Annotated in this window: 17 protein-coding genes, 1 tRNA gene and 2 pseudogenes; 8 read left to right on the top strand and 12 right to left on the bottom strand. The window is 43.3% G+C overall.

Annotation, left to right across the window (positions count from 1 at the left end; genetic code table 11):
* Positions 1–23: 23 nt before the first annotated feature.
* The 3 genes from C7R94_RS09835 to C7R94_RS09845 all read right to left on the bottom strand — a co-directional run bounded on the left by C7R94_RS09835 (position 24) and on the right by C7R94_RS09845 (position 3,822).
* Positions 24–1,013, bottom strand: coding sequence for a hypothetical protein (locus tag C7R94_RS09835; protein ID WP_233220515.1), 990 nt, complete (start codon positions 1,011–1,013; stop codon positions 24–26).
* 204 nt (positions 1,014–1,217) lie between these two features.
* On the bottom strand, positions 1,218–3,047 hold the full coding sequence (locus C7R94_RS09840) for a UbiD family decarboxylase (protein ID WP_106780502.1): 1,830 nt from the start codon (positions 3,045–3,047) through the stop codon (positions 1,218–1,220).
* A gap of 73 nt (positions 3,048–3,120) precedes the next feature.
* A complete protein-coding gene (locus C7R94_RS09845; RefSeq protein ID WP_106780505.1) occupies positions 3,121–3,822 on the bottom strand; it encodes a YjjG family noncanonical pyrimidine nucleotidase in 702 nt (233 codons plus the stop codon).
* Positions 3,823–4,084: 262 nt separating this feature from the next.
* On the opposite strand from C7R94_RS09845, the gene C7R94_RS09850 reads away from it, so the two are divergent.
* A complete protein-coding gene (locus C7R94_RS09850) occupies positions 4,085–4,612 on the top strand; it encodes an isochorismatase family protein (RefSeq protein WP_106780507.1) in 528 nt (175 codons plus the stop codon).
* Positions 4,613–4,759: 147 nt separating this feature from the next.
* On the opposite strand, the gene C7R94_RS09855 is transcribed toward C7R94_RS09850, so the two are convergent.
* The 4 genes from C7R94_RS09855 to C7R94_RS09870 all read right to left on the bottom strand — a co-directional run bounded on the left by C7R94_RS09855 (position 4,760) and on the right by C7R94_RS09870 (position 9,809).
* On the bottom strand, positions 4,760–7,363 hold the full coding sequence (locus C7R94_RS09855) for an ABC transporter permease (protein WP_106780510.1): 2,604 nt from the start codon (positions 7,361–7,363) through the stop codon (positions 4,760–4,762).
* The gene (locus C7R94_RS09860) at positions 7,360–8,043 is read right to left on the bottom strand and encodes an ABC transporter ATP-binding protein (RefSeq protein WP_106780512.1); all 684 of its coding nucleotides are present in this window, start codon (positions 8,041–8,043) and stop codon (positions 7,360–7,362) included. Before C7R94_RS09860 ends, C7R94_RS09855 begins: the two co-directional genes overlap by 4 nt.
* Before the next feature lie 85 nt (positions 8,044–8,128).
* Positions 8,129–9,130: a sensor histidine kinase gene (locus C7R94_RS09865; RefSeq protein ID WP_106780515.1), complete on the bottom strand. Its 1,002-nt coding sequence runs from the start codon at positions 9,128–9,130 to the stop codon at positions 8,129–8,131.
* Entirely contained in the window at positions 9,123–9,809 is a 687-nt protein-coding gene (locus tag C7R94_RS09870) for a response regulator transcription factor (protein WP_106780516.1), read from the bottom strand. Before C7R94_RS09870 ends, C7R94_RS09865 begins: the two co-directional genes overlap by 8 nt.
* 196 nt (positions 9,810–10,005) lie before the next feature.
* On the opposite strand from C7R94_RS09870, the gene C7R94_RS09875 reads away from it, so the two are divergent.
* On the top strand, positions 10,006–10,380 hold the full coding sequence (locus C7R94_RS09875) for a DoxX family protein (protein ID WP_106780519.1): 375 nt from the start codon (positions 10,006–10,008) through the stop codon (positions 10,378–10,380).
* An 89-nt stretch (positions 10,381–10,469) separates the two neighbouring features.
* Here C7R94_RS09875 and C7R94_RS09880 read toward each other — a convergent pair whose 3' ends face one another.
* Positions 10,470–10,571: a hypothetical protein gene (locus tag C7R94_RS09880; RefSeq protein WP_106780522.1), complete on the bottom strand. Its 102-nt coding sequence runs from the start codon at positions 10,569–10,571 to the stop codon at positions 10,470–10,472.
* 202 nt (positions 10,572–10,773) lie between these two features.
* Between C7R94_RS09880 and C7R94_RS09885 the strand changes: the two genes are divergently transcribed.
* From C7R94_RS09885 to C7R94_RS09905, 4 genes are all read left to right on the top strand, one after another.
* A complete protein-coding gene (locus C7R94_RS09885; protein WP_106780524.1) occupies positions 10,774–10,983 on the top strand; it encodes a CDGSH iron-sulfur domain-containing protein in 210 nt (69 codons plus the stop codon).
* Positions 10,984–11,243: 260 nt separating this feature from the next.
* On the top strand, positions 11,244–12,227 hold the full coding sequence (locus tag C7R94_RS09895; RefSeq protein ID WP_106780530.1) for a zinc-dependent alcohol dehydrogenase family protein: 984 nt from the start codon (positions 11,244–11,246) through the stop codon (positions 12,225–12,227).
* A 209-nt stretch (positions 12,228–12,436) separates the two neighbouring features.
* Entirely contained in the window at positions 12,437–12,829 is a 393-nt protein-coding gene (locus tag C7R94_RS09900) for a YkvA family protein (protein ID WP_047067445.1), read from the top strand.
* A 33-nt stretch (positions 12,830–12,862) separates the two neighbouring features.
* Positions 12,863–13,504 carry a DUF3885 domain-containing protein gene (locus tag C7R94_RS09905; protein WP_106780532.1) on the top strand — a complete coding sequence of 214 codons (642 nt, stop codon included), beginning with the start codon at positions 12,863–12,865 and terminating at the stop codon, positions 13,502–13,504.
* Between the two features lie 44 nt (positions 13,505–13,548).
* On the opposite strand, the gene C7R94_RS30970 is transcribed toward C7R94_RS09905, so the two are convergent.
* Together C7R94_RS30970 and C7R94_RS30570 are read right to left on the bottom strand one after the other, a co-directional pair.
* The gene (locus tag C7R94_RS30970) at positions 13,549–14,565 is read right to left on the bottom strand and encodes a DUF4158 domain-containing protein (RefSeq protein WP_158264664.1); all 1,017 of its coding nucleotides are present in this window, start codon (positions 14,563–14,565) and stop codon (positions 13,549–13,551) included.
* A gap of 105 nt (positions 14,566–14,670) precedes the next feature.
* Positions 14,671–15,028 (bottom strand): annotated as a pseudogene (locus tag C7R94_RS30570) (recombinase family protein); the annotation flags it as partial.
* A gap of 423 nt (positions 15,029–15,451) precedes the next feature.
* Here C7R94_RS30570 and C7R94_RS09925 point away from each other — a divergent pair.
* Complete coding sequence (locus C7R94_RS09925) at positions 15,452–16,603, top strand: serine hydrolase domain-containing protein (RefSeq protein ID WP_106780538.1); 1,152 nt, start codon at positions 15,452–15,454, stop codon at positions 16,601–16,603.
* A 189-nt stretch (positions 16,604–16,792) separates the two neighbouring features.
* Positions 16,793–17,341: pseudogene (locus C7R94_RS09930) on the top strand (Tn3 family transposase); the annotation flags it as partial.
* Between the two features lie 193 nt (positions 17,342–17,534).
* Here C7R94_RS09930 and C7R94_RS09935 read toward each other — a convergent pair.
* Positions 17,535–17,608 (bottom strand) — tRNA-Gly (locus C7R94_RS09935).
* 154 nt (positions 17,609–17,762) lie between these two features.
* Positions 17,763–20,822, bottom strand: coding sequence for a cyclic peptide edeine export ABC transporter EdeA (gene edeA, locus C7R94_RS09940; RefSeq protein ID WP_199197929.1), 3,060 nt, complete (start codon positions 20,820–20,822; stop codon positions 17,763–17,765).
* Positions 20,823–20,944: the final 122 nt, after the last annotated feature.

Genomic DNA, 20,944 nt, shown 5'->3' on the forward strand with positions numbered 1-20,944 from the left:
GGGAGCCATCCTCTCTTTATCACCTATTTCACATAGATCGTCGTTTTTGCGGTTGCCTTTGTATCCGTTTCGATGTTTTTCACGGTTGCCTCAAACTTATGTGTCTTTTTTTGCTCTGGCTTGAACTTTAGCAGTACTTTATACGTTTTATTTTCTTCGTCGTATTCTTCATTGAGTTCAGTCACGTCATAATTGTACTCTCTGCTAAATTTTGCCGAATCCATTCCGGTTGCTTGATAGCTTAACAGCAAGTAGATTTCATCACCAAATTTGATTGTTGCGGTTTGTGGGCTTAAAGAAGTTTCGATTTTGGGGTTGGCGAACACGTCAAACTTTATTACTCCACTTCCACTTATATCCTCATCTTTTTCTTTATCATACATTTCCAAGAAAAAGAAAGGAGTGTATGTTCCCTCTTTACGTGGAGTAAAATAGCCTGTCGTTACATACATCCCCTTCTTACGATCATGTATGGTTCTTACTTTTTCCACCTTTTGGGTCGTATCTACTGAATTAAACGAAAAAAATAAAAACTTCGCGTCTTCTCGAATGATTCCCTTATAAGGAGTATGAACAGTAAATTTTATTTTTTCACCAACTTTAAGTTTTTGTTCAGGCGAAATAAAAAATTCCGAATCTACAGAAGGAACCGTTTCCGGCATGTTGTCTACATTAATCCTCTTATTCGTTTTTCCTACCCATCTTTTATCTGTATCGCTCATAATGATCTCAAACTCGATACCCAAGCTTCCCGCATTGTTACCGATGATATCCTCCGGTGTAAATGTCGCCTTTGACACATAATTCTTTCCTTTTATTTTCGTCTCGGGCTCAATGGTTATGGTATGCTCTTTATCCATTTTTGCCTTAATCACGATTTTCGCTTCGAATGATTTCCCCTCTTTTTTCGTAACTGCCTCTATCTGAATCTTCGTACCGGGAGAATACCTGTCTTTGTCTGGACTTATTTTTAGTTCAACAGGTATCGACTCTTCTATTTCTTCGGATGCCAAGGTGACTGCTGGTGACCATGTGACAAGCAAGGCAAACGTTACAAGCCAACTCATGGGGAAATAAATCCACGAAGGCTGCTTTCGCTTCATGAAAAACATTCCATATCCCTCCAACCATTTTTTGGTGATACTCCATCCGAATTTTACCATTATATAAAAAAGATCCGCAACGGAAGGTTACGGACCTCTATTTTTAGGAGCTGCTTATAGGATTCCACCCAAGCTCGCACCTTTGACAAACAGTCGTTCGATATTTTTCTCGACAGTTGGATCTGGTACCAATGGCGGTGCCTGATGTGGCTTGGTACGGGCATCAATAATCAGATTATCGCAACCCCAATGCTTGTTCTCGTAGTAGCTGTTCACGCCGTAAATGTCGTGGGATGGATTGCTGCGTGTGAAGGTTGCCCACAGGAAGTTTTGTAGTGACGCGCTCATGAAGGTACTGTCATCACAAAGGATGATCATCGGGCAAGACGGGATCGGCCCTCTCGCTTGAATCGCGTCACACAGATTCTGTAATTGCTGCTGGGCGCTCGCGTAATCGGTAAATGCAGGGCCTTGGATCGACACCACACCTGGCATAATCAAGCGGACATTCTCAAACTCTCGCAAATCCTTCAGTTCATCCGGCACCTCTTTGCACAGCTCTCGTTTTTGATCCCCGTAAGCAGCGAGGACAACCTTACTGCCGCTGTTTAAGCCTGTTCCCGAATAATCCAGCGTATCTATGGTCGTGTTGGTATAAAAATGAACATCGCGATGAAGATCGATTCTTTCCAGAATATAGGTCATAAAATCAACTTCATCATGTGTGGTCAACGGTCGATTTTCTTCTGCGGTAATGAATAAATACTTGGCTAAGCTCAATTGTCCAGTCCCTAAAATGCGGTTGGCAATCGTGAGCATCTCTGTCGGCTGTTTGACCTGCTGATAAGGAGTATAGCGCTCGCTTCCGATGGCAAACAGCAGCGGATGCACACCGGCAGCATCTACAGCGTGGACTTCTTTTACACCTGGGATTTCTTGCTTGATCGCATCACCCGTTAACTCGTGAATCAACTGACCAAACGACGTATCTTCTTGTGGCGGACGGCCCACAACTGTGAATGGCCAGATGGCATTCGGCTTGGCGTACACTTTCTTTATCTTCATTACAGGGAATGGATGGATCAGACTGTAATAGCCCAGATGGTCACCGAATGGTCCTTCTGGTTTTGTTTCTCCAGGATAAATATCTCCTGTGATTACAAAATCAGCAACATTACTTATGCAGTAGCCATCTATATAACTGTAGTGAAAACGGCGTCCAGAAAGCAAACCGGCAAAAGTAATTTCGCTCAAGCCTTCTGGCAACGGCATTACAGCCGATAAGGTATGTGCTGGCGGACCGCCAACGAAACAACTTACTTTCAGCGGCATCCCCATTTTGGTTGCTTTCGCTTGGTGGACGCCGATTCCACGATGAATTTGATAGTGCAAGCCAATTTCTTTGTTTACTTCATACTCATTGCCTGTAAGCTGTACACGGTACATACCCAAATTGGAATTCATGATTCCAGGCTTGTCCGGATCTTCCGAATAGATTTGGGGCAGCGTGACAAAAGCTCCGCCATCCATCGGCCAGCTTTGGATCAGTGGCAGATCGGTTATGTTAATTTCCTGTGCAGTTACCGGCATGCTAGTCGATTTTTTGGCAGGCAACGCCTTCAGAGCGGCAAAGCCGTTCTCGATATTTTTAAATGGCTGCTTTAGCGCTTTCATCGGATCATTGCGCATGGCGATGATATTTTCAGCGGCTTGCCAGGTGCTTCTGAAAATAAACTTGCTGCGCTCAATTGTGCCAAATAGATTGGATACTGCACGAAATTTTGAGCCTTTTACATTTTCAAACAGCAATGCTGGTCCGCCCGCTTCGTACACCTTCAAGTGAATCGCGGCCATTTCCAGATAGGGATCTACTTCTTCGCGGATACGGACCAAATGTCCGTGCTTTTCCAAGTCAAGGATGCACTCTTCTAAATTCTGATACATATCTATAGGGCTCCAATCACTAGATTCTAGATTTACCTGTAGATCAATACCTTCTCATCATACAGGAAAGATCCTACAAATTCACGTTACCCTTCCGCACAATTTCTTGAAGCTCGCTCAGTTCTCTGATTTCGTACGTCGGCTGAATGCTCGTCTGATTTTCCTTTCCCAAAGGGTTGAACCAGCACGTATCGATCCCGGAATGGGCTCCCCCTTGTATATCAGAGGTCAACGAATCTCCCACCATCAATACGCTCGCCTTCTCCGTCCATTGCAGTTTGGAAAACGCGTATTCAAAAATTTCCCGATCCGGCTTCTTATACCCGACCTCTTCGGAAATAATCAGGTGCTCAAAAGCGTTGCAAAGCGGTGAAGCGGCAATTCTTGTCGTTTGCACAGAGGCGAACCCATTCGTAATGATCACCAAGCGGCAATCCTTCAAACTGTTGCACAATTCAACCGCTCCCGGGACCAAATGCACTTCTTTGCCCAAAGATTCGAGATAAGCGCTGCCGAACACCTCTGCATCGATGTCCAGCTGAACAGCTTTGAAAAGTCTTCGAAATCTCTCTACGCCCAGCTCCGCAAGAGTGATCCGCCCCTTTTCTAAATCCTCCCACAATCCTTTACTGATCTCTTTGTAAGTCGCTCGATAATCAGACGATCCCGTAGCGAATCCAAACTGGGAAAACGTTTTTTGCAAAGCATTTTCTTCTGTCGTTTTGAAGTCAAGAAGTGTATCATCTACATCGAATAGTATGACTTGATAGCGCATAGTAGCCTCCAAAAATCTTTACTGATCAAGTATTCGTACAAAACTAACACCTTTCTATCATATCAAAAACAAAAAGGTCAAACTGCATATAAAAAGCCTCGAACTGTATCATTCGAGGCCGTTAGAGATATTTTAGAGGAGCGGCTTCTAGATCAACGTCGCGAATTTGAACCGATGAACATGTCTCATGGTTTTTACCTAGCAGGAAGTACACTCCTTCTTTCCGAATCATTTCTCAACATGGTAAAAGGAAGGTGAAGCAATGAACGCACTCTTAGTCATTGATGTGCAAAATGGAATTGTGAATTGTGGGGATTACAAAGAGGAACTTTTTTTGATGGAACAGGTAATCAAAGATTTTAAAGAGAGCAATAGTCCTGTCATTTTCATCAGACATATCGATGATACAGAAGAAAGTCCACTGAATAGAAGCTCTATCGGTTCTGAAATACACCCTTCAATAAAAGGCTATTCTGACTACATAATCGAAAAGCATACCCCTAGCGCCTTCTTTCAAACAGAACTCACACAGACTTTAGAAAAGTTAGGGGTCGATCATCTTTTTATGATCGGTTTTGAGACGGAATTTTGTTGTATGTTTACGGCGATCGCAGCCTATGATCGGGGATATAAAGTGACGTTCATTAAGGACGCGACTGGAACAACCAATACCGCCGAATCATACGGCATGCAAGGTTTAGACATTAAACGGCTTGTAGGAACCGTTCTCCGTTGGTCGAGTGTCATTGAAGAAGTAGATTACGCCGAGTACGCTGAAAAATACAAGTGATGAAAGCAGGTTGTACCTTTTTTCCGAGGGCTCGCCGTCGATCTCCCAATAACGAATTTTTTCTACGCTAAGGAGCTTTCGTCATAAAAATAGCCGGTTACACCCTTTGATGTAACCGGTTGATTATGTGCTCACAGACCCTCTATATTAAATATTTTCGTTCTTCAGCGATTCAACGATATTCTGTTCTTTATGTTTTCTAGTCGCATAGAGGATGGATGTACCCACAATAAAAAACACACCTATCCCTGCAATGAAAATATCCGCCCAAGGCAACGAAAAAGCAAATTCAAAATTACGGCTAAGGCTCTTGTAGATGAAAAACATCACACATAAACTAATGGGTAAACCGTAAATAAGCGACTTCATTCCATAAAAAAATCCTTCGAAGCGTAGCATTTTCTTCATGCCCTTTGGCGTCATGCCAATGGAAGCCAGCATCGCAAACTCACGTTTTCTCAAGGCCATCCCTGTCGAAATCGTGTTGATGATATTTGCCATACAAATGAGTCCGATAAGAACCACAAACCCATAAAGGAATACGGATATGACTGTGGCGCGATTCATTGAATCCTGACGCTCCTCAATCAGATTGGTCGTATAGACATGTAGATCTGGATATCTGTTCATAATCGGATTTATTTCATTTTCCAATGCCGCAGACTGCTCTGTTGTAAATTGAACCTCACTGAAAATTTGCTCAGACAACTCCTCGTTACCGCGTTCTCGCAGCTTATCAAAGTCTCGTTCAGAAACAACAAATGTCACCGAAAGAGCATCTTCTTGGTAGCGTAGCATAAACGGTGGACGTTTATCCGTGATAGAAGCAATTCGGACTTTAGCTCCTTCAATCAGAGTGTTCGTGAGAGGTATTTCTGATCCCTCTTGGACTGTTAGTTGAGTGATATCTGTAAAATTATGTTCTTCTTTCAAGGTGAACCGATTGACAAGTATTGCAGAAATCTCGTCACCTTTCCATTTCTTTGCATCAATCCCCACGAATTGCAGGTACGCTGCAAAAGAGGCCTCATCAAGAGAAACAATGTTTGCAGTCATGAAGTATTTCCCTTCTGAATCAAGGGTATGGCGACTGGAGATGTCTGTGGTAACCTCGTTTTCGTTGAGTAATAGGCCAGCACCGATATGTTGGGTCTTCACCTTTGTTGTTGCGTTTTGGACAGACATCAATTCATTCGTTAATGACCTTACCCTTTCCAGATCGGCTCCCCTTGCGTATACGGACAGATCATAGGGTAGCGGTGCTTGTGCCATATTATAGGACTTATCCATATACAACGAAAAGGAAGAAGCTGCTAGGTACAGGATTACACTGATCGCAAGAGAAAAGACAGTTGAGCGATAGTGGTGTTTATTCCTTTTCAGATTTTTTAATCCTAGTTCAGCTTCAAATCCAAACAACTTCCGGATCATTTTAGATGTACGAACATCTTTTCCTTTTATTTCGATATCCTTTGTCTGGCGGATCGCAGTTATCGGGGTAATTCCCGATGCCCTCACTGCCGGAAACCATGCAGAAATGAGCAATGTCAAAATGGAAAACAAAATGACAGCAATCATACTGTACGGCTCTATCACCAATCGCATCGGTTCACTAACGACAAACATTTTTTGAATGAATGGGCTGAGCAAATGGAGAGTAACACCGATGCCAATGGACCCAAAAAACAACCCAGCTGGAATAGCTATGACCCCGATCACAGCAGCTTCAAAAAATACAGAAGCCCTTTTTTGCTGTTTGGTTGCCCCTATGCTAGATAACATTCCTAAAGTGCGACTACGCTCTGAAAGTGAGATCGCAAATGCGTTGTAGATTAGTGAGACAGATCCAATCAGAATGATAATTCCAACGGATAAGACTGCCAGATACATGGTGTTAAGAAAGTGGGAATCATTCGAAATCCCGGAATAGAGCAAAAGATCCCGGTTGTACTTGACTTTTACTCCGTTCGATTTAACTTGATCCTTTACTCCGCTTACCTTACTAGCAATCGTGTTACTCGTTTCATAAATGTTATTTCCTAAACCTTTAAAATCCTTATATTCAACACTTACCGTGTAGGGAAAGCCCTCCTCTAAATCCCCCTCGGAAAGACCACTAAATGCACGGTATGCAGCCATCGCTTCCTGCTCTTTAGCTGGTGCTTGAACAATCCCGGTAATCGTGTATGTTTTTGTCTTTGTAGGCGTAAAGACTTCCTTTGATTGATAGACATAATCGGTGCCCAATGTCTCGCTCTCACCATCTATATTCAAGCTACGGTTACCAAAATTTAATGTAACTACATCTCCAACCTTCCAGCTTACCCCGGCGGTTTGAATAAACTGCGAGGAAAGTGCGAGTTCTTTTTCATTCTGAGGCAAACGCCCATCAATTAAGCTCACCCCTATTACATCATGATTACTGTGTCCAGTAATATACAAATAAGGCCGCACGCTGTTTGGAGAGTTAGAAAGTCGTGCGTATCCGAGTTTCTGGTCAATGTCGTATCTTTCAATTGCTTCTGAATTTGTAATAGCCGCAACATCTTCTCCTGCAACATCGAGAAAAGCTGCCTGCCATTTACCAGCGTAGGCAATCGCGTTTCTCTGCATCATATCCATGAAAGAGCTACTAATCGAAAATACTGCTGTAAGCATTGCCACAGAGATGACAACCCCAATGATTGTAACAAGGGTACGGCTTTTATTCTTTTTCATATAACGTAGAGTAAGCTGATTTACGATATTCATCGCCGGATCACCTCATCTCTAGAAATCCGGCCATCCTGAATGCCAATAATACGGTCCGCTTGCAAGGCAATGTTTTCGTCATGTGTAATAACAATCAGAGTTTGATGCCGTTCTTTGTGTAGTTTTTTCAAGAGCTTCACAATCTCAGCACTGTTTTTGCTGTCTAGATTCCCGGTAGGCTCGTCAGCCAATACAATGGCGGGACTGCTAATCAAGGCACGGCCAATGGACGCACGCTGCTGCTGTCCTCCAGAAAGCTGGTTTGGCAGATGCTTTAATCGCTGTTGAAGGCCTAGAGTCTCTACGATACCGGAAAAGATATCTTGATTTACTTCTCTACCGTCCAACAGCAATGGCAAGGTAATATTTTCCTCCACAGTAAGGACAGGGATCAGATTGTAAAATTGATAGATAAGCCCAATCTGTCTGCGTCTGAAGATGGCCAATGCAGTTTCATCCATCGCGTACATATCAGTCTGGTCAACGATCACTTTACCGGATGTGGGCGTATCAACTCCCCCAAGAATATGCAAAAGGGTAGACTTACCTGAACCAGAAGGTCCAATAATCGCCACAAACTCCCCTTTTTGTACGGAAAATGAGATATCGTTCAATGCAGTAACAGCTGTTTCGCCGTCACCGTACGTCTTTGACAGGTTCTCTACTCGCAAAATCTCCATCATGATCCTCCCAGATAAGTTAGTACGTTTAGAATAGCTGCCAAACATGTCTCGTCGGTGACATTCATTCTTACAATTTTGTCATCTAAATGATTTGCTTGTAAAATTTGATTTTGAATGTTGTGCCTACACCACTTTGGCTTTCCATAAACACATCGGCGTTTTGACTTTGCAAGATTGTTTTAGACATCGCTAGCCCTATTCCAATACTATCCACTCCTGCATTCTTCCCTTTGTAAAATCGTTCAAAAATATGTGGAGCATCTTCTGGACTAATCCCCTCGCCACTGTCGGTAATGACAATCTGTGTATACAATGGTGTTTCCTCACATGAAATAGCAATACGTCCTCCAACTGGTGTATGCTCTATCCCGTTTTTAATCACATTCAAAATCGCTTCAACCGTCCAGTTTGCATCCGCATACACGAGAAGATCTTCTTTACAAGAGAAAGAAAGCTCCTGATTTTTTAATTCCATAGGGACAAGGAGTGGTTCTAATGCCTTGTTTATCATTTTTTTGACAGATACCAATTCCTTCTTGAAAATAACGCTCTGTACATCGATTTTGGACAGCTTGAGCAAGGAGGTCACGAGCCATTCAATACGCTTCAACTGATTGATAATCTTGCCCAAGAACTCCTCCCTCTTGTCTTTTGGCAGACTAGGATTGTTTAACAAATCAGCCATGACAAACATGGAGGCAAGTGGCGTTTTTAGTTGATGGGAGATGTTCGAAAGCGTTTCTGCCAAGTATTGTTTGTCCTTTTTCAGGAGAGTAGACTGCTCGGACAACGTTAATGTCACTTTATAAATATCATTTTTCAGAATGCTCAACTCACCCTCAACGTTATCCCGAATATCCATCGTGGGTTGGCCTGAATACACAGAAGCCAAATAATAAGCGAGCCTACTGATGTCCTGATAACGTTTGCGGGTAAACAAGAAAAAACAGGAAAGGAGCAGAAATACCATGGCAAGCGCCACAATCCCTGCTTTCCAATCGATTATCCAAAGAATAGTAATCCCAATGGTGGATATAACCACACTGAACATACATAACTTCCGGATTTCTTTGTTTTTAAGCATGGCTTCCACTCATTCGATAGCCAAGTCCGCGTACGGTTTCTATCACTTTGGGATTCTGGCTATCCTCCTCCAACTTTTCTCGAAGCCGCTTAATGTAGACCGAAAGGGTATTGTCATTGATAAAGTTACCATCTAAATCCCAAATGCCCTCTAACAACTGATTTCTGGACAAAACTTGCCCTCTGCTATTTATGAATGCCAACAGCAAACGGTATTCTAAAGCAGTCAGCATCACTTCCTCGTTTCCTTTGTACACTTTAGCCAGTTTTGTATGTACGACAACATTTCCAATCTTCACTTTGTCAGTCAGGTTGGGTTCTTTTTGGTAGTGCCTAAGGGATGACTTCATTCGGCTAATCAGCTCCCGGATACGAAACGGCTTTGTGATATAGTCGTCTGCTCCCATATCTAACCCCCGAACCACATTGATTTCATCATCACACGCCGTCAAAAAGATGACAGGTGCATTCTGATTTTCTTTTATATACTCGCAAATCTCATAGCCATTACCATCTGGCAAAGTCAGATCCAGTAAAAAAATGTCAAAACGTTGTTGCTTGATTGTTTCAATGGCCGTATGTTTTCCTTCACAAAGAACGACTTCATAACCCTCACTGGAAAGCGAATAGTGCAAACCATCTGCAATGGTCTTGTCATCTTCTACTACTAAAACCTTCAATGTTAATCCTCCCGACTATCTCTTGTTCTCACATCAGTTTTTGGTTTCAAACCATCGTTCAGATAGTTAAAATATAGCTTGCGTCACACAAATACACGATCCTTTACAGATCGTTCAGTCATTGCTATATGACAAAAGATGTCATAATGGGCGGCTTATACTGAATCCATCAACGAAACGATTGGAGGATTTCAGTATGATAGGTCTGCGTATTTTTGCAAAATGGGTATTGATCGTAGGGTTGTGCTTGATGTTTCTTTCAGCTGGTATTGATAAGCTGATTGGACATCCAGAGACCACAATCGCTTTCCAAGCATTCGGGTTTCCCTATTGGTTCCAAGTTGTGATCGGTTTAGGCGAAGTGCTCGGCGGATTGGGCTTACTGATAAAAAAGTATACGCGTTACGCCGCCTTTACGCTCGCAGTGATCATGCTTGGTGCTACAATCACTCTTCTTATACACGGAGATACGACTACTGTAGCGATTCCATTTGTCTTACTCCTTGTTTTCTTACTGATCGGTCGCCAGAGTGGTAGCAAAAAACAGCCGAATCAAGCCACCTCGACTTAATCTTATGGCTCGCTCAAAAGGCCGCCAGTTCCTACCCGTAACCAGGTGAGGATCTGACGGCCTCCCGCTTTTTCTTCGAGCTCGCTCGTTTACAAGTGCTTTTTTATAAAGTATAGGAGGGTCTGACCTTGTGCGGTAAGAATCGCTCCCTTGCCTTCGCATTCCCAGCAGGATTGCTCTAAGTCATCCATCGAAATCGTCTTGAGACAAAACCCTTTCCCTGCTAAAAATGACGGTACCTTGTCCTGATTTTAGCACGAATTCACCATGCTCTGCCAGCCAGTTCACGATCGCTTCGGAAAGCTCTTCCCATGTAGAGCAGCAATTATTTATCACATACCCTTCTGCCCGAAATCATAGTAGGTAAAGATAGTAAAAAAGGAGGGATGTCATGTGGATCAAGAAAAAGTAACCATCAAGATTAACGACAATGGATCAATTCGTGTTACCGGTGCAGTTGAGTTGCTGGATGGAGCAGGTGACAAGTATGATGTCGGTTCATCTTTTTCACTCTGTCGATGCGGTCAATCCGAGAAAAAACCGTTCTGTGATGGCACGCATAAAAATGTAGGTTTTGAAAGTGCACCACGAGCAAAATCATGATCCGAAAGAGCGCAGATGCGCTCTTTTTTCTTTTATCGATCGCTTTTTATGTCAAATTGTTTCCTCATAGAAACGTTGTTATAATTTTGAAAAGCGCTTCTATCGCGTATCAGTTCTTTTTTGTAGCTGCATACCAAATTCTCGTTTTGATTGACGGGGTTTATTTTTTATACCTAAGATAAAGACATTCCGATTCCATATACAATGACGGAGAACGTTCCTTCGCCAGTTATGGTTGACATAGTTAGGAGTGCACAACCATGTATGCACAAACAGTACGTTACGATCAATTTGGAGAACCCCGTGAAGTATTGAAGGTTGAACAACGGCTGATTGAACCTCTGAAGCTGGATGAAATTTTGGTAAAAATGAGCGCACGTCCAATTAATCCTTCTGACGTCATCCCGATTCGTGGTGCTTACAAGCATCGTATCAACCTCCCCGCCATTCCTGGGTATGAAGGGGTTGGTACCGTAATTGACACAGGTCCTTTTGCTCCCCGCTCTCTTATCGGGAAGCGTGTTCTGCCTTTGCGCGGTGAGGGTACGTGGCAAGAATACGTAAAAACGACAGCTGAACTAGCCATTGTGGTTCCCGATCCCATTCCAGATGATATTGCCTGTCAGTTGTACATCAACCCAATCACTGCCTGGGTCATCTGCAATGAGACTCTTCAACTGTCTTCTCAACAGGTTTTGTTAGTCAATGCAGCCAACTCAGCCATTGGCCGCTTGTTCATTCAGCTATCCGCTCTTTTCGGTTTTCGGGTGATTGCCATCGTCCGAAACGCAAGATATACCGGGGAGCTGATGCAACTCGGGGCTTGGCATGTCATCGACAGTTCGCATGTGTCTATTTATGAGTCCATCATGAGTGTCACGAACGGACAAGGTGCTCATGCGTCTATTGATTCCATTGGCGGGCCAGATGGTTTAGAGCTGGCGAAGTCTACATGTGCCGGCGGGATTTTCTTGTCGTTAGGTCTTTTATCGGGAGTTCAAGTGGATTGGTCGATTATCTCGAAAGAGCTTGGCGTTCTCCCTCAACTGTTTTTATTGCGCCACTGGAATCAACGAGTTTCCGTGTCTACCTGGCACGAAACGTTTGAGAAAGTTATCGATCTCGTTCAGAGTGGGAAGCTCCTTTTAGCAGAGCCTGGAGCGAAATTTGCCCTGCATGAGGTAAAAGAGGCGGTGCAATTTGCGGAGAGCCGTCATCGTACGGGAAAAATCATCTTGGTGTAATTACTTTGGATGGATTCGTACGTCTTAATCGCTACTTTTCGACGAGCAAAATAAATGATAAGCTCTCGCTGTAGCGAAAATGTAGATGGTACTGTGCCTATACGGCTCCTCGTTCTCTAGGGATGTACAAGTAGTTTACTTAATAACACCGAAGCCAAAAATGAGCGTTTCCTTACCCTTTTTGGCTTCGGCGAAACATAGGAGGTACTATGGCTATTCATGAAAAGAGATTTCTTAAAAATTATGAATCAAAAGCCTCTGAATATCTGAACGATAAAGAAAAAGCATCTAATCTCCTAAAAAAAGCAATGAAAAAAGCAGATAAAAAAGCGATCGGAGATGTTTGGGAGAATTTACAGCTACTCTTTCAAATTTTCGGTGATTGGACGAGTGGAAAATATCGAACAATCCCCGTCAAATCCATTTTAATGATAATTGGCGGGATTTTGTACTTTGTTTCACCCATAGACGCCATCACAGATTTTATTCCTGTTGCTGGTTTATTAGATGACGCGACAATCATTGGATTGGTGTTTCGACAAGTGAGCAGCGACCTTACTTTATACAAAGAGTGGAAACAAAAAGAATTTTTACAGGAATAGGATAAATCCATTCGAGTAGAGCGAGGTGCTTTGATGACGCTACAAGAGTATTTACATCATACATTTCCAACGTTAATGCTTAGACCACCTTTGTTTTATAGCTGGGATATCGGAATTCGTTTTGAGCTGGGTGTGGACTACAATTACCATAACGTTTATGAAAATGGCCCCTATTTACAGGGGGTTTATACGCGAGCGATTACTTTATGTAAGACTTTACATGCACCTACCGATGACATCTATATCGTAGTGGATGTAAACGATTTTGGAGACGGTAGAGCTTTCAAGCGCAAATTGAACGTATTTTCCAAGTATGTGAAGAACAAATCCCTTTTGTATAACCTGCAACAACATACTATCCCTTATGTTTTTCCAGAAGACGATGAAAATGAAGCCTATCTAACGCATCGATTCGTCTTGAAGTGTAAGACATCAGACTTTGCATTTGTTCCGATGATAAAAGCAATCTGCCGTCAGGATATGGGATTACAACCACGTATTTGTCATCGGGTCTACTTTATCAATACGAGCAAACAAACCATCTTTCACATCTATGACGATCGAGGCTGTGATTTATTAGCTACTTCTCCTGAAACAATCAGAGGGATCTATGAAAGCTACTCGCATTGGATTTTAGATTATGACAGAGCTAAGATCGATCAGGTATTTTCGTAAATGGAAGCAGCTATCGCAACACATTTCCGGCAGATCGATAGATATCATACCACTCTTCCCGCGTCAAGCGAATATGTGTTTCTTTCACGCAATCTTTCATTCGGTCGACATTCGTCGTGCCAATGTCTGTTTTGTCGACAAAACTTCCACAGCAGGGGCAAGTAATTATTACCGTTATCGGGGGAAACGGCATCACATACATCCAGTAGTGATTGAATTCCGCCACGAATGACTAAGAGTTCTCTGACTTGTTTCCCCAATCGTGCATCATTTTCAGTTCCACCGGATGCTTGTAGCACCTCTGTAAAAACTGAAATCAAGTATTCCGTCTTTGACCGGTGCTGCTCTCTCAGCAACTCTAAATCTTCCTTGCCACGTTTATGAATCAAAGCTACTCGTTTTAAAAACATATCAACAAGATGATCACGGGTAGTGACTCGGGCCCGATAGATCATACTTAACAAAATGATGTATCTCTTGGGCGGAGAAAAATCCTTTATTTCTGCAATGTCTAATGCACGTGCTTCGGCAGCAAAATGCTTGACTTTAGCAGGAGGGATTCCTTCTAATAATCGCTCGACGTCACCTAGAGTCGATAGCCAGGATAATCTTGTCTGTAAATCCTGAAAATGAGTTTTTGTTGGACTTTTAGGTACATCTTTAAGATCGTTATAGGGAGAGTGATGGTTGTCTTCTGGAATCATCAGTAGTTGATCAAGGGTGTTTTTATCATCGCTAGTGAGGCGATTCAATACAACATGGAAAAACTGGTGATTTACCATTGTGCGGATACGACGTGCTAAACGATCCAAGGTACTAAAAGCTTTTAGCTCACACCGTTCTTTAATCATTTCCGCAATACCTACATTGATTAGATCGGCTGGATTGTCCATTACTTGGGCAGCTCTATAGATAGCGCTGGAGGCAGTGCGTAGCGCATGCTTTCCGTAAGGAGTTACCTTCAAGTATTCTCGGATCGCGCTTTGATGTCGATATAGTGATTTAGAAAGGAAATTTGGCGGTTCATCATGACCAGTAGACTCATAACCGGGGCTGATCAACTGGCTACTGAATGAGCGAACTGCATTTCTTCCGATGTGGGTGTATATACTTTATGGAGCTCTTTTGAAGTAGGGTTTCTTTTAAATCGCGGGTAGGCAGTACGTTCAATAGATGCCATGTGTTCCTCTCCTCATAAGATCTATCTGATTTTCATATTCCTTTACACGTCGATAAAAGGTATTGGATTTTAGGTTAAGGCGCTTCATACATTCGGTGACTGTGATTGATCCGGACTTCCATTCCCCATACAACTGAATGAACTCTCCATTAATCTCGTGCTTACGTCGTCCGAATTTCACTCCGTTATTTTTGGCAACTTCTATTCCTTCCGCCTGCCGTTGCTTATTTTTTTTCGTTCCTGTTCAGCTACGTAGGAAAGAAGGCTTAAAAATTGATCCTCCATTAACTTTCTGTGATTTTCTTCCATTCTCTAATGATACCATCATAATCCCGTCCTAATCGGGCGATAAGCCGTCATATGACAGTAAAACGCATCATGGTGACATAATGGCATCTTGGCAGTATGACAATTACTTTGCAATCATAATCCCGTCCTAATCGGGCGATAAACCGTCATATGACAGTAAAAACGCATCATGGTGACATAATGGCATCTTGGCAGTATGACAATTACTTTGCAATACTCGGGGAGACAAATCGCTTCGCAACGAATGTCAAACAATAACCCTGGGGAGGAAAAAAATGAACAAGAAATTATTAACAAATCTGGCACTTACTACAATATGTAGTATAAGTTTGGCCGGTTATACCTTTGTTTGTAGACGCTGCATTCGGTAAGACATTTGACATTTTTTTCTATATCAAAAAGGTCACTCCATCACAAATGAATGAATAATACGATTCCTTAATAAAAGGAGAAACGAAATGAACAAAATTTCTATGCTCACTGTATCGACAATGATTACCGCGACTCTATTACTGCCATTACAAGGAACTGGTTTTGCAAAGCAGGCGGATCCCCTCGTTACTACTTACAGTCAAGATTCGCAGACCAAAGCCAAGCAACTTATCGATGAAGCTGCTAACCATCCAAATATACCGGGCATAATTGTAGCTTCCTCAAACAAAGGATCAAAATGGGCATATGCTTCCGGTGAAGCAAGCATTTACGGTACTGACCCGGTTAAGACGAACTTTACTTTCCGGATCGGTAGTCTAACAAAGACGTTTACTGCAGTGGTCGTTCTTCAGCTTGTTGATGAACAAAAACTGAACCTGGATGACACGATAGAAAAATGGCTGCCTGATGTTGTTAAGGGTACTGAATATGAAGGGGATCATATCACGATTCGGCAACTATTAAACCAAACAAGCGGTATTCCTGACTATTCAGAACACAAGGATATTCTCGATAAATTACTCCCAAACCCGTTACATTCCTTTACTGCTGACGAATTAGTTCGTACTGGACTGAACATGAAGGCAACCTCTAAGCCTGGAGAGAAATGGGTTTATTCCAATACGAATACGGTACTGGCAGGGATGATTATTAAGAAGGCTACTGGAGAAACATACGGGGAACATATTAGGAAACGTTTCATAGCTCCCCTTAACCTAACGAGCACTTATGTACCCGACGACTACTCGTTTATTCCAGGTGAACATGCACGAGGATACTTCGTACTCGACGGTCAATTCATAGACAGAACCGAAATGAATCCCTCTTGGGCAGATGCTGCGGGATCTATGATCTCCACAGCGGATGATATGAATACATTCTTCAGTGCTATACTTAGTGGCAAGCTATTAAAACCAGCTACTTTAGATCAGATGTTAACTGGGGTTGAAACTCCAGTAGGTGAATACGGCTTGGGGATCGTTGGAACAAAGCTGACGAATGGTATTACGATTTGGGGGCATGGCGGCAACTGTCCAGGATTCGCAACGTTCGCAGGTGGAACTCGCGGCGGGGATTATGTACAAACCCTTAATATCAATGCGATGCCTTCTGAAATTAATACGTTGACTCTTTCCAAAAGCATTGCCGAGCAACTCATTGGCTCTTCATCACATTAAGAACACCAGCAAGCTGGCACCGGAAATTTCCTATTCCGGTGCCAGCTTGCTGCCATCTCGGCCCCGACCGTTTCCTCTGCCCGCGACGGAATGTCCGAGATAAACAGTCTCAAACTATCTTATAAACAGTCTCAATTTACGTTATAACTCACACCTGCGCGAACGCATGGGACATTTTCCTGAAGTTTAGTTACACCCCATATGCTCTCATTTGTAAACCGCCGACATGTAACTGCCCAGAAGATCGATGCAGCCAAAGAAAATTTGTTATCTGAATATCATATTCGTTATGGTGGGTATGGCGGAATTGCTTATCATCATATTTCAGATACCTACATTGCTTTATTTAGTCACTTCATTCCCTGCGGAGTATGGGAAGCTGTCTACATAATAGATGGCCTACTAAAGAACAAATCACACATCCAACCTGATACGTTGCACGCTGATACCCAAGGACAATCTACTCCTGTTTTCGCATTAGCGTACCTGTTAGGGATCAGCCTAATGCCTAGAATTCGAAATTGGAAGGATCTCATATTTTTCAGGCCAAGTGAAGACACCGTATACGAACACATAGATCCACTATTCAGTGATACTGTGGATTGGGATTTACTTGAAACCCATTGGAAAGATCTCTTACAGGTAGTTCTGTCAATCAAGGAGGGTAAAATTCTACCGTCAACCTTACTTCGGAAACTTAGTAACGAGAGTAAGAAAAATCGACTCTATCAAGCATTTATAACTTCTACTCATCACTAACCTCCTTTTTGGGAAGTTAATGACCGTAATTCATCTCCTTCATCGTACACCCTCCTTTGGGTTTATCTATATGAAAATACTCACGAACTACTTAAAAGTTTCGCTTCCAATCGTGTTTTTCTGCAAAAACAAGAAAAGCCTTTGTAATCAAAGGCTTTTCTACCATCTCGTATGGAGCGGGTGATGGGAATCGAACCCACGCCGCAGGCTTGGGAAGCCGGAGTTCTACCATTGAACTACACCCGCATGATGTTCGTGTATTTCATTCCAACTGCTTCCAATTATATAGCTGTCTGAATTATTTGTCTAGCGTATCCAATCAAATGGAGCCGTGCCAATCATGCAAGAAAAGACCGCCCGGGCATCATTCCCCGTTCGGTCTTCTCTACTTGCTTTGACATCAAGCATGCGCAAGTGTTTGCTGCGAAATAATTCGCCCACTCTCCATTTTCACTACTTGATCAGCAAGATGGAAGTAACGATCGTCGTGTGTGATCGCGATGACACATTTGCCCTGTCTTTTCATTTCTGGCAGCAAGGATTCGTAAAAGAATTGTCGATACTCTGGATCTTGGTCCGCTGCCCACTCGTCAAAGAGGAAAATGGGCCGATCTCTTACCAGACTGAGCATTAAGGCAAGGCGCTTGCGTTGACCCGTAGACAGCTTCGTCGTGCTAAACGTTCCCGTTTCATCCACCTCTACTTTGTCAGCGATGCGCAGCACCTCTAAATATTTGCTCACTTCTTCTTTCTTTGCTTGGTAATCGATTCCGTACATCTTCTCAAACAAGTAGAAATCACTGAAGATCGCGGAGAAGAATTCGCAGCGTTGATCAGCATTCACTTTTTGGCCGTTCATGAAAAACTCGCCTTCATCCTGCTCGTACAATCCGGTAATCAGCTTGGCAAATGTTGACTTCCCGCTGCCGTTACCGCCAACAATGAAGACGATTTCCCCTTTTCGGCAGGAGAAGTCCAGCGGCCCCACGGAAAACTCTTCGCCCTCCTTGTTTTTGTATCGGAAACGCACTTGTTCCGTTGAAAACGTCTCAAAGTCTTGCGCATTCCGCTCAGTCAAGCTTTCCTCTTCTCTTCTCGTCTCCACTGATAACGAATCAAGCAACGCATTCAGTCGCTGCCAGCTGATCTTGATGCGAATCAGCTCCGGTACTGCATTCAAAATACCGTGAACGGGCCCTGTCATATACAGAAAGACAAACACATAACTAATCAGCATCTCTTTTTGAAGCGAAGGGAAAAGAACCGGGAATAAAAAGGCAACTGTGCCGATTACCACAACGAAAAGCAATTCCCCTATCAAGTACACGTTCACAAATTTAAATTGGCCCGCTGATTTCTTATGTCGATAGTCAGAGCAGCTTCTTTCCATGTCTGCTTCGAATTCTTTTCGTTGCGCCTGCGTCAGATATAGCTCCTTGAAGCCGCCGATCATATCGGTAATATAGGAGAAAAACACATTTTGGATGTCTCTGGTTTCCTCCCATACTTTATTTGCAAAGCGACCTGCCAGCGTATATAAGCCTACAGCTACAAAAATGACAGCCAGACAAAATAAGAATCCGTATAGATCCAACGAGCCCAGATAAATGAAGCAAAACAAGAGTGTAACCGCACTCGTCAACGCCACAACGACACTATTGGCGAACGTACTGATCGTTTCCGTATCGTTATTCAACCCCGCATATATTTCACCGTTATCGAGTGTCTCGTACTTTTGATAAGGGGTCCGAAAAATTTTGCGGATCAGTTCCATTCTTTTTTCGTATACGATTTCATTTGTGATCACAATCAGTCGGCTACGCATCATTTTCTCCCCGACGATATACAACAAGATACCCAGGAGAAAATACAGGAAAATCGATGCATGAAACTTGTTCGTAGAAGTGAGCGCCAGATTAATCATAAAAATAATCAGCGCATTTCCAAATCCGCTGATGAGCCCCTGTATGACAATAGACGTCATGGACGTTTCTTGTGATTTCGGGAACAAGCGAATGAGTGTGATGTAGACATTAAACAGAGCGAGTCCTGCCACCAACGCGTACATGGCGTAAAAAATGGTGATCGGAAGCCAAACCTCGATAAACGGCCATGGTAAGCCCATAAAAAAAACATCCGGCAAATAGTATAAGGCGGCAGTCAAAACACTTCCCATGACAACAAATGCAACAAAGGAAGCAAAACAAATTCGCCCCGCATTCGCGGCGAGTTTGCGTTCACCTCGATAGACTTGCACGAAAATCTGCACGATTCCCCCACCAAGTAGCAACAAAAGGATACCAAGGATCACGAGAGAAATGCTTGCCAGTCGATCCGCTTGCAGATTGGTGTCAGACACGATTACGGGGGCTTCTTTTTCTAGTACGAGATTGACGGCCCCTTCTGCAATAACAGATGCGTTCAACGAGTTGATATTGGTTAAAACGACGGCGCCCAGCTTTTCTTCTGGACGAAATACCATGTACGAAGAAAATGCAGGGTTATTGCCACCATGCGAAATTTGCCCTCCACCATCCTGATAAATCATCCAGCCTGACGCATACGAGAAACCGTCTGAAGCAGGAGCTACCGAACGATCAGGAAGATGGGAAGCACGCACAAGCTCGGGACGTAACGCAGATGCTTCCACCCCCAGCTGAATCTGCAACCATCGTTCCATATCGTTTATATTAGAAACAACATAACCCGCTGGCGTATTTCCCCGATATTCCGGAGCATCATACACACGTGGGGAAAAGAACTCGATTTTGTGCCCTCTTGCCATCTCCTCCACGGGTGCCTGTGCCTTCAAAAAAGTATGGGTTAGTCCCAATTTGGCAATGACTTGTTGCTGTACATACTGCTCATAGGTCTCTCCGGTGATTTTCTCGACGACATTGCCCAGGATATCGTAGTTAATGGTGGCATATTCATACTCAGTCCCCGGCTTGCGGACCAGTTCAGTATGATTGATGGCTCGCACTGTTTCTTCGATCGCCTTTTCACTGGAAGAAATAGGGATGGAGCCAATACTTTCAAACGGAATTCCGCTGGTATGGTACAGCAAATGCTTAATCAGGATCGTTTCCTGTTGTCCTTTATAGGTAACGCCAAACCACGGAATATAGTTCTGAACCGGGTCGTCCAGCGAAAGTCGTTTTTGCTCGACAAGCTGGTGAACGGCTAGCGCTGTAAATGCTTTGGAGTTCGATCCGATTTCAAACAAGGTGTCAGAAGTAACCGGCTCTTGCTTCTGGGTGTCAGAGAAACCAAACGATTGCTTGTATATGGTTTTCCCCTCTTTGACAACCACAACGGCTGCACCCGGGATTTTTTCCGACTCCATGGTTTTATTGACCAGGTGCTCGATTTCCCTTGCGATTTCCGTATCCTGTTGATCGTTCGTTTCGGCGTACACGGCCATACTGCTGGAAAGTGCGAGAACCAGACACATCAGCAAGAACGCTAGTTTTCGTCTCGACTCATCTATGATCTTTTGCAGAATGATCCACTCCTTTTAGGCACTGCGTCTGTGGGAAAGACCGCAACCAGTACGTGATGTAATTGGGATTGGATAGAAAC

It is taken from the genome of Brevibacillus sp. NRRL NRS-603, from assembly GCF_003013445.1.
Classification (GTDB): domain Bacteria; phylum Bacillota; class Bacilli; order Brevibacillales; family Brevibacillaceae; genus Brevibacillus; species Brevibacillus formosus.

Excerpts from the sequence above, each read along its gene's own strand:
- C7R94_RS09840 (WP_106780502.1), bottom strand. The coding sequence starts at position 3,047 with ATGTATCAGAATTTAGAAGAGTGCATCCTTGACTTGGAAAAGCACGGA.
- C7R94_RS09845 (WP_106780505.1), bottom strand. The coding sequence starts at position 3,822 with ATGCGCTATCAAGTCATACTATTCGATGTAGATGATACACTTCTTGAC.
- C7R94_RS09905 (WP_106780532.1), top strand. The coding sequence starts at position 12,863 with ATGACGCTACAAGAGTATTTACATCATACATTTCCAACGTTAATGCTT.
- C7R94_RS09855 (WP_106780510.1), bottom strand. The coding sequence starts at position 7,363 with ATGAATATCGTAAATCAGCTTACTCTACGTTATATGAAAAAGAATAAA.
- C7R94_RS09900 (WP_047067445.1), top strand. The coding sequence starts at position 12,437 with ATGGCTATTCATGAAAAGAGATTTCTTAAAAATTATGAATCAAAAGCC.
- C7R94_RS09895 (WP_106780530.1), top strand. The coding sequence starts at position 11,244 with ATGTATGCACAAACAGTACGTTACGATCAATTTGGAGAACCCCGTGAA.
- C7R94_RS09880 (WP_106780522.1), bottom strand. The coding sequence starts at position 10,571 with ATGGATGACTTAGAGCAATCCTGCTGGGAATGCGAAGGCAAGGGAGCG.
- C7R94_RS09850 (WP_106780507.1), top strand. The coding sequence starts at position 4,085 with ATGAACGCACTCTTAGTCATTGATGTGCAAAATGGAATTGTGAATTGT.
- C7R94_RS09860 (WP_106780512.1), bottom strand. The coding sequence starts at position 8,043 with ATGGAGATTTTGCGAGTAGAGAACCTGTCAAAGACGTACGGTGACGGC.
- C7R94_RS09875 (WP_106780519.1), top strand. The coding sequence starts at position 10,006 with ATGATAGGTCTGCGTATTTTTGCAAAATGGGTATTGATCGTAGGGTTG.
- C7R94_RS09925 (WP_106780538.1), top strand. The coding sequence starts at position 15,452 with ATGAACAAAATTTCTATGCTCACTGTATCGACAATGATTACCGCGACT.
- C7R94_RS09865 (WP_106780515.1), bottom strand. The coding sequence starts at position 9,130 with ATGCTTAAAAACAAAGAAATCCGGAAGTTATGTATGTTCAGTGTGGTT.